This window comes from Streptomyces sp. NPDC002232 (assembly GCF_042890295.1).
GTDB lineage: Bacteria > Actinomycetota > Actinomycetes > Streptomycetales > Streptomycetaceae > Streptomyces.
This window is the reverse complement of the sequence record NZ_JBIARV010000006.1, coordinates 626,521-640,261: the sequence shown is the minus strand read 5'-3', so window position 1 is coordinate 640,261 and position 13,741 is coordinate 626,521. Positions and strand designations below refer to the sequence as shown.

The following is a 13,741-nucleotide window of genomic DNA, read 5'->3' as shown; positions in this document are numbered from 1 at the left end:
CTCCTATACGGTGTACGAGACCAAGGCTCGTACACCGTACAAGGGCTCTCGTACGCTGTATAGCGATTTACTGGGGACGGGTCAGGTCGTACAAGGTGGCGCCGTCGACCGTGACCTTCTCGAAGGTCTCCGACACCCACGTGGAGATCGCGGAGTTGCCGCCGCCGGGCCCGCCGAAGCCGCCTCGGCCGCCCCCTCCCTCACCGGCGGTCCCGCCGCCCTCGCCGCCGACGAAGTAGTGGATCCGCCCCTCGGCGACGTACTGCTTGAACTGGGCGAGCGTCGGGGACGGGTCGCTGCCGTTGAAGCCGCCGATCGCCATGACCGGCTTCTCCGTGGCGAGCTGGTAGCTGGCGGCGTTCTGCGCGCCGACCGTGGCCGCGACCCAGGTGTACGAGCCGGAGTCCGCGAGCAGGGCCGCCTTCGCCCCCGCTCCGACCGTGGCGCCGTTGAGCAGACCGCCCATCCCGCCGCCGGCACCGGCGCGCCGGTTGCCACCGGGGCCGAAGCCCTCCAGGCCCGCACCGCCGGGCGGGGTGCCGAGGGGCATGCCACCACCCTGGCCACCGGGCATCTGACCGCCACCCGGCATCTGACCGCCCTGGCCTCCCGGCATCCGGCCGCCCTGCCCGCCGGGCATCTGTCCGCCCTGGCCGCCTTGGCCCCCGGGCATCTGTCCGCCCTGCCCGCCGCCCGGCGTCCCGCCGCCGCGCATCGGCCCGCCCTCGAAGAACCGGCCGCCGCCCGGGCCGCGACCGCCCATCGCACCGCCCGCCGGGCCCGCCGTGACGATCGAGCCCTGGTGACCGGCGTCCACCGTCGCCAGGGTGTACGCGAACGGCCCCGCGAGCCCCGCCGCAAGCCCGAGACCCGCCGCCGCGAGCCCGAACCGCCGGTCGACCCGGCCGGCGAGGAGCAGCCCCAGCGCGGCCGCCGCCCCCGCCACCAGCACCGTCCAGCGCAGCCACGGCAGCCAGTCCGGCGTCCGGCCGAGCAGCGTCCAGGCCCACCAGGCCGTCACCGCCACCGTCACCGCGAGCGCCGCCGAGGCCGCCCACCGCGTGCGCTCCTCCCACAGCACCGCCGCACCCATGCCGACGAGCGCCGCGAGGTACGGAGCCAGGGCCACCGTGTAGTACTCGTGGAAGATGCCGGCCATGAAGCTGAACACCGCGAGCGTCATCAGGAGCGCCCCGCCCCACACCAGGAACGCGGAGCGCGCCGTGTCCGTCCGGGGCGCACGCCGGGTGACGACGAGCCCCGCGACGAGCAGGACCAGAGCGGCCGGAAGCAGCCAGGAGATCTGACCGCCCACCGAGTCGTTGAACATCCGGAGGACGCCGGTCTCGCCCCAGCGGCCCCCGCCCATCCCGCCGGGACCGCCCCCGCCGCCGACACTGCCGGTCTCGTCGCCGTTGATGCGGCCGAGGCCGTTGTAGCCGAAGGTCAGCTCCAGGAAGCTGTTGTTCTGCGAGCCTCCGACGTACGGCCGGGAGGACGCCGGCCACAGCTCGACCAGGGCCACCCACCAGCCCGCCGAGACGAGCACCGCGAGCCCCCCGAGCCCCAGCCGGCCGAGCCGCCGCGCGAACCCGCCCGGCGCGCACACCAGGTACACCAGCGCGAGCGGCGGCAGGATCAGGAAGGCCTGGAGGGTCTTCGCGAGGAACGCGAACCCGAACGCCACCCCCGCCCACACCAGCCACTTCGCGGCGCCCCGGTCCTGCTCCAGGGCGCGCAGCACGCAGTACACCGCGACCGTCATCAGCAGCGCCAGCAGGGCGTCCGGGTTGTTGAAGCGGAACATCAGCGCGGCGACCGGCGTCAGCGCGAGGACCCCGCCCGCGATCAGACCCGCGCCCGCGCCGAACCGCCGTCGCACGGCCGCGTAGAGCACGGCGACGGTGCCCACGCCCATGAGCACCTCGGGCACCAGGATCTGCCAGGAGCCGAGCCCGAAGAGACGGACCGACAGCGCCATCGGCCAGAGCGCGGCCGGCGGCTTGTCGACGGTGATGGCGTTGGCCGCGTCCAGCGAGCCGAAGAAGAAGGCCTTCCAGCTCTCGCCGCCCGCCTGCACGGCGGCGGAGTAGAAGGAGTTGGCGTAGCCGGAGGCGCCCAGGTTCCACAGGTAGAGCAGCGCGGTGGCGGCGAGCAGGCCGAGGAAGGCGGGCCGGACCCAGGGGGCGTCCTCGGCGCGCCCGCGCCACAGCCGGGCGAGCCGGCCGGAGCGGGGCGCCGCGGGGACGGCGGGGGCGAGGGTGGTCATCGTTCGTTCCTTGAGGTCGGCCGCTCGGGGAAGACCCAGAGCCGGAAGAGGAGGAAGCGCAGGACGGTCGCGGCGAGGTTGGCGACGATCAGGACGGCGAGCTCGGTGGAGTGCGCGGGATCGCCGGTCGCCGCGCCGAGGGCCGCGAGCGAACCGCTGGTCAGGGCCAGGCCGATCGCGAACACCACCAGACCCTGCGCCTGGTGACGGACGGCCCGGTCCCGGCCCCGTACGCCGAAGGTGAGGCGCCGGTTGGCCGCCGTGTTGGCGACGGCGGACACGAGGAGCGCGGCCGCGTTGGCCGGCTGCGGGCCGACGCCGAGACGGAAGGCCGAGTACAGCGCGAGGTAGAAGAGCGTGGACAGCACCCCCACCACGCAGAAGCCGACGAGCTGGCGGGCGAGGCCGCCCGGCACGCCGTTCAGGTCGCGGTCCCGGGGGTCGTCGCCGAACGGCCGGGCGAGCCGGTCGAGCGGCAGCGAGCCCGTCGCGAGGGCCCGCCCGACCCGCCACACGCCCTTCAGGTCGTCCGTCGCGGTCCTCACGAGGTGCACCGTGGAGTCGGGGTCGTCGACCCAGTCGACCGGCACCTCGTGGATGCGCAGCCCGGCCCGCTCGGCCAGGACCAGCATCTCGGTGTCGAAGAACCAGCCGGTGTCCTCGACCATCGGGAGCAGCCGCTCGGCGACCTCGCGCCGTATGGCCTTGAAACCGCACTGCGCGTCGGAGAACCGCGCGGCGAGCGAGGAGCGCAGGATCAGGTTGTAGGCCCGCGAGATGAACTCCCGCTTCGGCCCGCGCACCACCCGCGAGGAGCGGGCCAGCCGCGAGCCGATCGCCAGGTCCGAGTGGCCGGAGATGAGCGGCGCGACCAGCGGGAGCAGCGCGTTCAGGTCGGTGGACAGGTCCACGTCCATGTAGGCGAGGACCGGCGCCTCCGAGGCGGACCACACCGTCCGCAGCGCCCGGCCGCGCCCCTTCTGCTCCAGACGTACGGAGCGCACCTCGGCCACCTCGGCCGCGAGGGCGGCGGCGACGGCGGGCGTCGAGTCCGTGGAGGCGTTGTCGGCGACGGTGATCCGGAAGCCGTACGGGAAGGTCCGCAGGAGGTGCTCGTGGAGCCGGCGGACGCACGGCTCCAGGTCCTTCTCCTCGTTGTAGACGGGGATCACCACGTCCAGGACGGGCCGTCCGGCGACGTTCACCGGCAGGTGCTCCCGGGCGGGAAGGGCTTCCCCGAGGGTTTGGGTTCGCATGACACGGACCCTTCCGGGCCCCGCTGTCACGGCTGTGTGATGAGCCTGTGCCCCGCCTGTGAGTGCGGCGATTCCCCCGGGGCGTCCCCGGCTCCCCGCTCCGCGGGCAGCATGACGGTGAAGACCGTGCGGCCCGGAGCGCTCGCGACCGTCACGTCACCGTCGTGCGCGAGCACGACGGCGCGGACGATGGCGAGGCCGAGGCCGGTGGATCCGGCGTGCCGGGAGCGCGAGGCGTCGCCGCGCGCGAAACGCTCGAAGACCGAGGGGAGCAGCTCGGGCGGGATGCCCGGACCGTCGTCCTCGACGTCCACGCGGACCGCCGAGGCCTCGGTGCGGACGCGTGCGGTGACCCGGGTGCCGGGCGGCGTGTGGGTGCGGGCGTTGGCGAGGAGGTTGACCAGGACCTGCTGGAGCCGGGCGCCGTCGGCCCGTACGAGGGCCTCGCGCTCGGGCAGTTCGAGGCGCCAGTGGTGGTCCGGGCCCGCGGCGCGGGCGTCGCCGACGGTGTCCACGACGAGCGGGACAAGATCGGTGGTCTCGTACGAGAGGGGCCGGCCGGCGTCGAGCCGGGCGAGCAGCAGCAGGTCCTCGACGAGGCCCGTCATCCGGGTCGCCTCGGACTCGATCCGGCCGAGGGCGTGCCGGGTGTCGGGCCCGCACTCCTCGCGGCCGCGCCGGGTGAGCTCCGCGTAGCCCCGGATCGAGGCGAGCGGGGTGCGCAGCTCGTGGCTGGCGTCCGCGACGAACTGCCGGACCCGGGTCTCGCTCTGCTGGCGGGCGTCGAGGGCCGAGTGGACGTGGTCGAGCATCCGGTTGAGGGCCGCGCCGACCTGGCCCACCTCGGTGCGCGGGTCGGCCTCCGCCTCCGGGACGCGCTGGTGGAGCGCCACCTCCCCGCTGTGCAGCGGGAGCCGGGCGACCTGGCGGGCGGTGGTGGCGACCCTGCGCAGCGGGTTGAGGGCGATCCGGACGAGCACGGTCCCGGCGAGCAGGGCCGCGACGAGCCCGGCCGCGGTGACGCTCACCTCGACGAGGACGAGGGTCGAGAGCGCGTCCTCGACCTCGGTGAGGGGGATGCCCGCGAGGTACTGGCCGTGGACCCCGGAGACGTACTCGACCCGGTACGCGCCGAGGCCGCCGGGCAGGTCGACGGTGTGCGGCCGGCCGTCCCGGGGCACGGCGGCGAGCGCGGCCCGCTGGGTCTCGTCGAGGGCGGCGGTCCGGGGGCGCCACGCGGAGGTCCCGCTGTTCTCCGCCTCCTTCGAGTACCCGGCCGTGGTGATCTCGCCGTCCGTGAGGACCGCTCCGACCGTCCCGATGGGGGTGCCTCCCTGTATGAAGGCGAGCGGTTCCTTCGTCCGGACCGGGTCGGGCATGCCGGGGCGCGGGACCATGACGGAGGGCGGACCCGCCGCGCGCATCGCGACGGTGTGGACCTGCTCGTCCGCCTGGTCGTACAGGTACGACCGGAACGCTATGGTCGTCACCGTCCCGATCACGGTCGCGACGACGGCGATCAGGGCCACCGCCGAGACGACGAGCCGCGTCCGCAACGACCAGGGCCGCCCCCGTCGGACGAGCCGCGTCCGCAACGACCAGGACCGCCCTTGTCGCAGGAGGCCCGGGCCCCGTCCGCTCTCTCCGCGTGCTCCGCGCCCCCCGCGCTCTCCACGCCCTCCGCGCACGGGCGCTACTCGCCCGGCTTGATCAGGTAGCCCGCCCCACGCCGGGTGTGGATCATCGGCGAGCGGCCTGCGTCGATCTTCCGGCGCAGGTAGGAGATGTAGAGCTCGACCACGTTGGCCTGGCCGCCGAAGTCGTAGGACCAGACCCGGTCGAGGATCTGCGCCTTGCTGAGCACCCGGCGCGGATTGCGCATGAGGTACCGGAGCAGCTCGAACTCCGTCGCGGTGAGGTGGATGGAGTCGCCGCCCCGGGTGACTTCGTGGCTGTCCTCGTCCAGGGTCAGGTCCCCCACGGCGAGCAGGGACTCGCTGCGCGTCTGCGCGGTCCCGGACCTGCGGATGAGGCCGCGCAGCCGGGCGACGACCTCCTCCAGGCTGAAGGGCTTGGTGACGTAGTCGTCCCCGCCGGCGGTGAGCCCGGCGATGCGGTCCTCGACGGCGTCCCTCGCGGTCAGGAACAGCACGGGGACGTCGGGCAGCTCGCGGCGGATCGAGCCGAGCAGGCTCAGCCCGTCGACGTCCGGGAGCATGATGTCGAGGATGACGGCGTCGGGCCGGAACTCGCGCGCGAAGCGGAGGGCGGCGGCCCCGTCCCCGGCACTGCGGACCTGCCAGCCCTCGTAGCGCAGCGCCATGGAGAGCAGTTCGGAGAGCGAGGCCTCGTCGTCGACGACGAGGACCCGGACGGCGGTTCCGTCCGCGCGGAGCATGTCGGCGTGGGTGCTCGTGCGGCGTGTGGTGACGGTCATGGCATCACGGTCTCCGCCGCCGCTGAGAGGCCTCTTTCCCTTTCCTGTGAATTCCCTGAGAAAGGGCTCCGCCGGACCGGCGGAGGATCGAGGATCACGGTTTCACGTGAAACAGCGCGGCTCCGTTCTCGTACAGGACACGCCGGAGCCAGTCGTCCCCGAGCCCGAGCCGTTCGAGCGCGTGGAGCTGATGGCCGTACGGGTACGGGATGTTCGGGAAGTCCGAGCCGAGCAGGATGCGGTCGCCGAGGTCGACGAGCCGGGCGCGCTCGGTCCCGGGGAACGGCGCGAGCCGCTCGCTGAAGTCCGTGAAGGCCATGGTCGTGTCGAGGTGGACGCCCTCGTACCGCTGGGCCAGGTCCAGGAAGTCGCCGTACTCCGGCATCCCCATGTGGGCGACGATCGCCCGCAGCCGGGGATACCGGGCGAGCAGCCGCCCCATGGGCCCGGGACCGGTGAACCTGCCCGGACTCGGCCCCGAGCCGCAGTGCACGACGACGGGCGTGCCGCTGTCCTCCAGGGCGCCCCAGGCAACGTCGAGTTCGGGGAGGTTCGGGTCGAAGTCCCCGACCTGGATGTGCACCTTGAAGACTTGGGCTCCGGCGTCGAGCGCCTGGTGGACGTACACGTCGGCGTCCGGTTCGGGGAAGAGCGTCGCCGTGTGCAGACAGTCCGGGGTGCGGGCCGCGAAGTCGGCGGCCCAGGAGTTCAGCCAGGCGGCCATGCCGGGCTTGTGCGGGTAGAGCATCGCGGTGAAGGCGACCACGCCGAAGCCGCGCAGGAGGGCGAGCCGCCGCTCCTCCTCCTCGCGATAGGTGATGGGCCAGGAGATGCCGGTGAGGGGACCGACGGCGTCGAAGTACGCCCAGACCTTGTCGAGGACGTTCTGCGGCATGAAGTGCGTGTGCACGTCGACGAGTCCGGGGAGACCGAGCCGCGCCACCAGGCCGGCGATGTCGAGCTGCTCGGGCGGAGCGACGGCGCCGAGCGGGTCCGACGGCGCCACGCCGTCGAGGCGCTCCGGCAGGCCGTCGGCGTCACTCGCGCTCATGGCCGTAGCTCCGCTCGACCTTGCCGATGTGGACGCTGTAGCTGTCGTACCAGTGCTTCCGGCCGTGCGCCTTGGCGGCCTGGTGCTCGCTGTGGAGGCGCCAGGCGTCCAGGGACTCCAGGTCGCGGAAGTAGGCGACGGTGATGCCGATGCCGCCGGGGGTGCGGGCCGACTCGTGGCCGAGGAAGCCCGGGAGGTCCTGCACGAGCTCCTGCATCCGGGTCGCCGTCTCGGCGTATCCCTCGGGGGCGTCGGCGCGGACGGAGGTGAACACAGCGGTGTAGTAGGGCGGTTCGAGGCCCGCCACCAGTTTCGGGGTCATGTGATCACCCTCGCCGGGGCGGCGGCGGGATGTCCACGGCGGCCGGGGAAAGGGATCCAAGACTTTACGAAGCGGATCAGCGCGGGTCAGCGCGGGGTCGGAGCGGACCGGCGGGCGAGGTCAGAAGAGGCCTTCCTGCGCCCCGGAGGCCGCCCCGGCCGCCGCCGTCACCGGCACCGAGAGGCCGTCCTCCTCCCCCGCGGCCTCCAGGATCCAGCCGCCCATGAGCCGGGTGTCCAGCGCGAGGCAGCGCCCGTCGGGGACGAGGAGGTGCAGGTCGGGACCGGCGGCGGCGAGCAGCCGGCCGGTCACGACGCCACCGCCGACCAGCTCGGTCACCGTGCCGTCGAGGGCCGGCAGCCCGTCGAGGCCGAACGCCCCCGCGTGGTCGCGCGCGGCGAACTCCAGCGGCTCCAGGGTCTCCGTCCATCCGCCCACCGCACGGGCCCGCCGGTACAGCTCCTCGACCTCGCGGACCCGCTCCGGGGCGGGCGGCAGGGCGTGCCGGGCGGCCCGCTTCCGCTCGTACGGCACCCGGTCGGGCACGCCGAGGGCCTGCCGCAGCACCTCCTCGGTGCGCCGGGCGGCCATCAGCGGACCCCGGCCGAGCCAGCTGAACGCGACCGCGCCCTGCTCCAGGAGCCGCGCCTCGCCGCGGGCCTCGCCCGTGATCCCGACCTTGCTCATCCCGGGCCCGAACCAGGCCAGGTAGACGCGGTACGGCCGCGGGTCGTCGGCGATCGTGTCGGCCGCGACGGAGTGGGCCCGGTCGAGCCGCGCGCACTCCGGGCACCGGCCGCCGGTGGCGCGGCCGGGCACGACGGCCTCCAGCGGGCACGGGTTCCCGCGGGCCCCGGGGCACCGCCGGACCCCGACGGCCCGGAAGGCGAGCCGCTGCCCGTACGTGAGCGGGCTGACCCGCCCGCCCCGCCACCGCAGCCCGGGCACCCCGCCGGCCCAGCCGATCCCCCCGCACCACCACTCCACGCGCACGCCTCTCTGCCCAGCTCAGGTGTCCAGTCTCCGACACCTCCGCTTCCGGTGCCCGGCCCGGAGCCCTCGGGGCCACCACTCCTCAGGGCAGCACGTAGATGCGGGTCCCGTCCGGGTCCGGGGTGCCCACCTCGCGCATGCAGCCCCGGTCGAGCAGGAGGCGCACGCAGTCCCGGACGCGCTCGCCGGAGAGTCCGGTGCGGCGGGTCACGTCCTGCGGCCGGTAGCGCACCCCGCCCCGCACCAGCCCGGGCGCCAGACAGGAGGCCACCGTCCGCACGTCCCCGGCGACGGCCCAGGACTCCACGAGCTCCTGCGGGGTGAGCGCGACGGCGGCGCCGGTGCGCTGCCGGGGGACGGCGAGGCGCTCCAGGGAGTCGGCGACCCTGGAGAGGCTCTGCCGGGTCTCGCGGAGCAGCTCCGCGTAGGCGACGTGCTCGGCGTACGGGGCGGCCCGCTCGTCGAACAGGCCCTCCAGCCGGACGAGGACGTCGACGAGCTCCGGCGGCAGCAGGAACCCGGAGTGGACCGGGGAGGGTTCGAGCCCGTACCCGCCGTACCGCTGGACCGCCGCCACGACCCCCGCCGTCCACGCCCGGAACGGCCCGGCCTCCGGTCTGCGGCACGCCACGACGAGCTGGACCAGCCCCTCCAGGCTCACCATCCGGGTCGACCCGCGGATCCCGGAGGACCGGCCGGGCGCGCCCTCGGCCCCGCCGATGTCCCGCGCGGCCGCCAGGCACTCCTCGGGCAGCGTCACGGTCCGCAGCGCCTCCCGCGTCCCCGCGTACCCCAGCTGTTTCGCCACGTCCACCACAGGGAACCAGTGGGTCCCGTCCGGGGCGGTCAGCCGCCGGGGGCGCGCTCCCGTCGCGACGTACGCCAGGTCATCGATGTCGATCGCGTCCATCGATCATCACCTCCGCCTGCAAGCTAGGCCGAGGGCATATTCAACTGACATGCAAATCAGACAGGTTCACCCAAAAGGGGAGGGTTCTCGGTGATTCCACCGAGAACCCTCCCCTTCACCGGCTGCCGTGACGACGGCCGACGTGAGGACGGCTCAAGTAGCGACCGCCTACGTGACGACGGACTACGTGACGACGACCTACTTGGCGACGACCTACTTGGCGACGAACTGCGTGAGGATCGCCTGCACCTCGTAGATGTCGACGCCCTTGGTGAAGGTCTTCGTGACCGGCAGCTGGGTGCCCGAGATCCAGATCTTCAGCTCGGCGTCCAGGTCGAAGGTGCCGGCCGTCTCCACGGCGAAGTGCGTGATGCTCCGGTACGGGATCGAGTGGTACTCGACCTTCTTGCCGGTGATCCCCTGCTTGTCGACGAGCACGAGCCGACGGTCGGTGAAGAAGATCGTGTCGCGGATCAGCAGGTACGCGGCGTGCACCTGCTCGCCCTGTCCGAGCAGCCGTGCGAAGTCCTGCTGCGCCTGCGCCGGATCGATCGCGTGCGCGTTCCCGAAGAGCGCCATGTCCCAAACCCCCACATCCGATGAGAAAGAAAGATCATCCGACCCTAACTCCCCCACCGGAACGCCCGCTACGCCGAAAGGGTCACGGACTAGGATCCGGACCATGGGCCTGACCGTGAACGACGTCGAGCGCTTCGAGGCCGCCAGGCCGCGCCTGGAGGCCATCGCCTACCGCCTCCTCGGCTCGGCGAGCGAGGCCGAGGACGCCGTGCAGGACACCTTCCTGCGCTGGCAGGCCGCCGACATCGCACGCGTCGAGGTCCCCGAGGCCTGGCTGACGAAGGTCCTCACCAACCTCTGCCTCAACCAGCTGACCTCGGCCCGCGCCCGGCGCGAGACCTACGTCGGCGAGTGGCTGCCCGAGCCGCTCTTCGCGGGCGACCCGATGCTCGGCCCCGCCGACACCGCCGAGCAGCGCGAGTCCGTCTCGTACGCGGTCCTCGTCGTCATGGAGCGCCTCTCCCCCGACGAGCGCGCGGTGTACGTGCTGCGGGAGGCCTTCGACTACCCGCACCGGGAGATCGCCGAGATCCTCGACCTCACCGAGTCCGCCAGCCAGCAGATCTTCCACCGCGCGAAGAAGCACGTCGCCGACGGCAGGACCCGCACCGAGATCGACGGGGCCGAGGCCCGGCGGATCGTCGAGGAGTTCCTCGCGGCCGCCACCAGCGGCCGCACCGAGCCGCTCGTACGCCTGCTCACGGGCGACGCCGTCGCGATCGGCGACGGCGGCGGCAAGGTCCCCGCGCGCGCCAGGGCCTTCGAGGGCGCCGTCGCGGTCGCCACCTTCCTGCGGGGCCTGTTCAAGCCCGGCATCGCCAAGCGCAAGATGGTCGGCGGCTCGCCCGACGTCTACGCCACGACCGCCAACGGCGCGCCCGCCGTGGTGGCGGTGGTCGACGGCCGGGTCGTCGGCGTGATGTGCCTGGAGGTCACGCCGGACGGGATCACCGCCTTCCGCAACCAGGTCAACCCGGACAAGCTGGAGCGCGCGACGCGGCACTGGGCGGCCACGGAGCACGGCGCCCCCCTACTGCGCTCGATGCTGTAACCCAGGTCACATCGTAAACCTGTCAGGAATCGTCGGGCCGCCCGGTTCAAGGGGCGACACCGCGCGAGACAGGAGCAGGCACATGCAGCAGCACCGGATCATCGTCCTCGGAGCCGGCTACACCGGAGCCATCGCCGCCGGACGCCTCGCCAGGCAGCTCCACCGCGAGGACGTCGCCCTCACCCTCGTGAACCCCGAGCCCGACTTCGTCGAGCGCGTCCGGCTGCACCAGCTCGCGGCCGGCCAGGACCTCACGCCCCGGCCGTTCGCCGAGATGTTCGCGGGAACGGGCGTCGAGCTGCGGCTGGCCACGGTGACCGCCGTCGACGCCGACCGGAAGACGGTCTCCGTCACCGCGGGGAACGGCACCGAGGAACTGGAGTACGACACCCTCGTCTACGCCCTCGGCAGCGGCTGGGACACCCAGGGGGTCGCCGGCACCGCCGAGCACGCCCACGAGGTCTCCAGCCGCCCCGGCGCGCTCCGGCTGCGCGACCGGCTGGCCGGCCTGGGGGCCGGGGAGTCGGTGGTCGTCGTCGGCGGCGGCCTCACCGGCCTGGAGGCCGCGACGGAGATCGCCGAGGCCCGCCCGGACCTCGACGTCGTCCTCGCCGCCCGCGGCGGGCTCGGCGACTGGCTCTCGCCCAGGGGCAGCGCGCACGTACGGAAGGTCTTCGGCCGCCTCGGCATCACGGCGCACGAGCACGCCGACGTGACGGCGGTCGGCGCGGACCGCGTGACCACGGGCGACGGCACCGCCCTCCCGGCCGCGGTCACCGTCTGGACCACCGGCTTCGCCGTCCACCCGATCGCACGGGCCACCACCCTGGAGGTCACCGACACCGGCCGGATCGTGGTGGACGCGACGATGCGCTCGGTCTCGCACCCCGACGTGTACGCCGTCGGCGACGCGGCCCTCGCCATGGGCCCCGGCGACAAGCCGCTCCGGATGTCGTGCGCGTCGGGCGCCCCCATGGCCTGGCAGGCGGCCGACGCCATCGCGGCCCGCCTCACGGGCGGAAAGCTTCCGAAGACCGCGCCGCGCTACTTCAACCAGTGCATCTCGCTGGGCCGCCGGCAGGGTCTGATCCAGTACGTCACGGCCGACGACCGCTCGATCGGCGCGACCCTCACGGGCCGGTTCGCCGCCGGCTACAAGGAACTGATCTGCAAGGCCGCGGTCTGGGGCGTCGCCAACCCGACCCTGGGCCTCCCGACCCGCCGCCGCCACGTCCTGCCCACCCCGACGGCCCGCACCACCCCGACCACCACGGCGGCCTGAACGAACGCTGCCGGAGCCCCCGCCTCCCCGGCAACTCCGGCCCCCACAGGGCCCGAAGCCGGCGCGGGAGGGACCGGGGGCTCGGCTCGCGGGCCAACCCGTCGAACCAGGGGCGCCCGCCGGCCCGCCTTGGTAGGCCGAGCCGGCGAGCCGTCCGTCAGTCGAGCGTGGCGATGACGAGACCGGCGAGCGCGAGCAGCGGCGAGCCGACGAACACGATGCCGCCCATGAGCCGGAAGAACCAGCCCCCGAGCCGCGACGGCTCGGTGAGGCCCAGGTCCATCGTCCGCGCGGCGGTCACGGCCCTGACGGCGTTGCGCCGCGCCACCGCCTTGTCCACCGTGCCGCGCAGGTTGAAGAGAGCCATGGCCCCCCACACCGTGCCGGCCAGCCCCAGCACGAACAGCCCGATACCCACCACCACAGCCGATCCCCTCCCCTGAACACCGCCGTACCCGGCAGCCGCCCGAGGATGATGCCAGCCGAACCCGCTGCCGCCCAACGCAAGAGCCCCGGACCGTCGTCCGGGGCCTCTCATCTGTGTGCACTCTGCAGTTCGAACCAGCAACCTTTTGATCTGCAGCTCTAGCGGGATCGGCCAGCGGCGTCCACACCGGCTGCTTCAAGGACCTGGAGAGACGCTAAAGGCCTCCCGATCCCAGACGAGATCGCATCGCAGTCCCAGCGGCAGGTGTTCGAGGCGATGGGTGGCACCGGCTGAACTGCCCGAAGTGGCTTTGAAGTACAGAACAGACCCCCGGGAGCGTCCCGGGGTCTCTTCTGCCAAGCGGCTGGCCTAGGCCGACGCGGCGGTGGCGGTCAGCGCGTAGTCCACGCCGGTCGAGAAGTCGCCTGACCGGCCACGGATCTTCAGGGAGTGCTTCCCGGAAGCAAGGGGCGGCAGCTGCACCCACAGGCCGCACCCTGTCACCGCGAAGCGCCCTTCCTCCCCGGTGACCGGGTTGCCTGGAGCGCCCTCCACCGTGATCGAGTCACCCGTGTACGTCTCCGGCTCGACCGCCTTGCCGTCGAGGAGCACGGCCCCCTGCGCGCTGCTCATGAAGGCCGCACAGTTCTGAGGGTCTCCGAAGAGATTGACGACAGGCGCGGCGATCGGACGACCGGCGGGAACCTCGCACGTGCGCTCGACGTGGCCGCCGAAGGTTCCGGCCAGGAACCACACGTCGTGCGGTTGATTGCGTCCGCACGCGCTCCCGTCCGTGTCGGCGACAGCGTTGGTCGCGTCGGGCTCCGAGGCCGCCCACGTCCACCATCGGCCTTGCAGCTCCGCAGAAGCGAGCTGCATGTTCTCCCTCGCCGGAGCGGTGCTCGGCAGAGCGGTGCGAGCCGGCGTCACTTGTTCCGCGTCTTCCAGACCCGCGGCTGCCTGGGTCCCGCACCCCGCCAAGGCCGCCATCACTACAGCGGTCAGACCCGCTACTCCAGTTTTGAACCTCATGTGGCCCCCTCCTGCACAACGCAAGAGGCCCGGACTCTCGTCCGGGCCTCTTGCCTGTGTGCACTCGGCAGGATTCGAACCTGCAACCTTCTGATCCGTAGTCAGATGCTCTATCCGTTAAGCTACGAGTGC

13 protein-coding genes and 1 tRNA gene are annotated in these 13,741 nt (G+C 73.2%); 2 read left to right on the top strand and 12 right to left on the bottom strand.

The genetic code is table 11. The annotated features are described in order from the left end of the window. Positions 1 to 67: 67 nt before the first annotated feature. The 9 genes from ACFYXU_RS31100 to ACFYXU_RS31060 all read right to left on the bottom strand — a co-directional run bounded on the left by ACFYXU_RS31100 (position 68) and on the right by ACFYXU_RS31060 (position 9,817). Positions 68 to 2,269, bottom strand: a complete 2,202-nt coding sequence (locus ACFYXU_RS31100) for a glycosyltransferase family 39 protein (RefSeq protein ID WP_389461028.1) — start codon at positions 2,267 to 2,269, stop codon at positions 68 to 70. Further along, the gene (locus ACFYXU_RS31095; protein ID WP_389461026.1) at positions 2,266 to 3,525 is read right to left on the bottom strand and encodes a glycosyltransferase; all 1,260 of its coding nucleotides are present in this window, start codon (positions 3,523 to 3,525) and stop codon (positions 2,266 to 2,268) included. The genes ACFYXU_RS31100 and ACFYXU_RS31095 overlap by 4 nt, the downstream gene beginning before the upstream one ends. A gap of 26 nt (positions 3,526 to 3,551) precedes the next feature. Then, positions 3,552 to 5,081 carry a sensor histidine kinase gene (locus tag ACFYXU_RS31090; RefSeq protein WP_389461024.1) on the bottom strand — a complete coding sequence of 510 codons (1,530 nt, stop codon included), beginning with the start codon at positions 5,079 to 5,081 and terminating at the stop codon, positions 3,552 to 3,554. Positions 5,082 to 5,218: 137 nt separating this feature from the next. Continuing rightward, a complete protein-coding gene (locus ACFYXU_RS31085) occupies positions 5,219 to 5,962 on the bottom strand; it encodes a response regulator transcription factor (RefSeq protein WP_389461022.1) in 744 nt (247 codons plus the stop codon). Between the two features lie 94 nt (positions 5,963 to 6,056). Then, a complete protein-coding gene (locus ACFYXU_RS31080) occupies positions 6,057 to 7,013 on the bottom strand; it encodes an amidohydrolase family protein (RefSeq protein ID WP_389461020.1) in 957 nt (318 codons plus the stop codon). Next, on the bottom strand, positions 7,000 to 7,335 hold the full coding sequence (locus tag ACFYXU_RS31075; protein ID WP_329856180.1) for an antibiotic biosynthesis monooxygenase: 336 nt from the start codon (positions 7,333 to 7,335) through the stop codon (positions 7,000 to 7,002). Before ACFYXU_RS31075 ends, ACFYXU_RS31080 begins: the two co-directional genes overlap by 14 nt. Before the next feature lie 120 nt (positions 7,336 to 7,455). Continuing rightward, positions 7,456 to 8,322: a DUF2797 domain-containing protein gene (locus ACFYXU_RS31070; protein WP_389461135.1), complete on the bottom strand. Its 867-nt coding sequence runs from the start codon at positions 8,320 to 8,322 to the stop codon at positions 7,456 to 7,458. An 88-nt stretch (positions 8,323 to 8,410) separates the two neighbouring features. Next, positions 8,411 to 9,238 (bottom strand): BRO family protein, encoded by an 828-nt coding sequence (locus ACFYXU_RS31065; RefSeq protein ID WP_389407903.1) that lies wholly within the window; start codon positions 9,236 to 9,238, stop codon positions 8,411 to 8,413. Between the two features lie 213 nt (positions 9,239 to 9,451). Further along, complete coding sequence (locus ACFYXU_RS31060; RefSeq protein WP_329856176.1) at positions 9,452 to 9,817, bottom strand: PH domain-containing protein; 366 nt, start codon at positions 9,815 to 9,817, stop codon at positions 9,452 to 9,454. Positions 9,818 to 9,920: 103 nt separating this feature from the next. Here ACFYXU_RS31060 and ACFYXU_RS31055 point away from each other — a divergent pair, with 103 nt between their 5' ends. Beyond that, on the top strand, positions 9,921 to 10,868 hold the full coding sequence (locus ACFYXU_RS31055) for an RNA polymerase sigma-70 factor (RefSeq protein ID WP_389461018.1): 948 nt from the start codon (positions 9,921 to 9,923) through the stop codon (positions 10,866 to 10,868). A gap of 82 nt (positions 10,869 to 10,950) precedes the next feature. Next, positions 10,951 to 12,150, top strand: a complete 1,200-nt coding sequence (locus ACFYXU_RS31050) for an NAD(P)/FAD-dependent oxidoreductase (RefSeq protein WP_389461016.1) — start codon at positions 10,951 to 10,953, stop codon at positions 12,148 to 12,150. A gap of 157 nt (positions 12,151 to 12,307) precedes the next feature. Here ACFYXU_RS31050 and ACFYXU_RS31045 read toward each other — a convergent pair whose 3' ends face one another. From ACFYXU_RS31045 to ACFYXU_RS31035, 3 genes are all read right to left on the bottom strand, one after another. After that, positions 12,308 to 12,574, bottom strand: coding sequence for a hypothetical protein (locus ACFYXU_RS31045; protein WP_376507607.1), 267 nt, complete (start codon positions 12,572 to 12,574; stop codon positions 12,308 to 12,310). A 372-nt stretch (positions 12,575 to 12,946) separates the two neighbouring features. Further along, positions 12,947 to 13,210 (bottom strand): hypothetical protein, encoded by a 264-nt coding sequence (locus tag ACFYXU_RS31040; protein WP_389461014.1) that lies wholly within the window; start codon positions 13,208 to 13,210, stop codon positions 12,947 to 12,949. 458 nt (positions 13,211 to 13,668) lie between these two features. Further along, positions 13,669 to 13,741: transfer RNA gene (locus ACFYXU_RS31035), tRNA-Arg, on the bottom strand.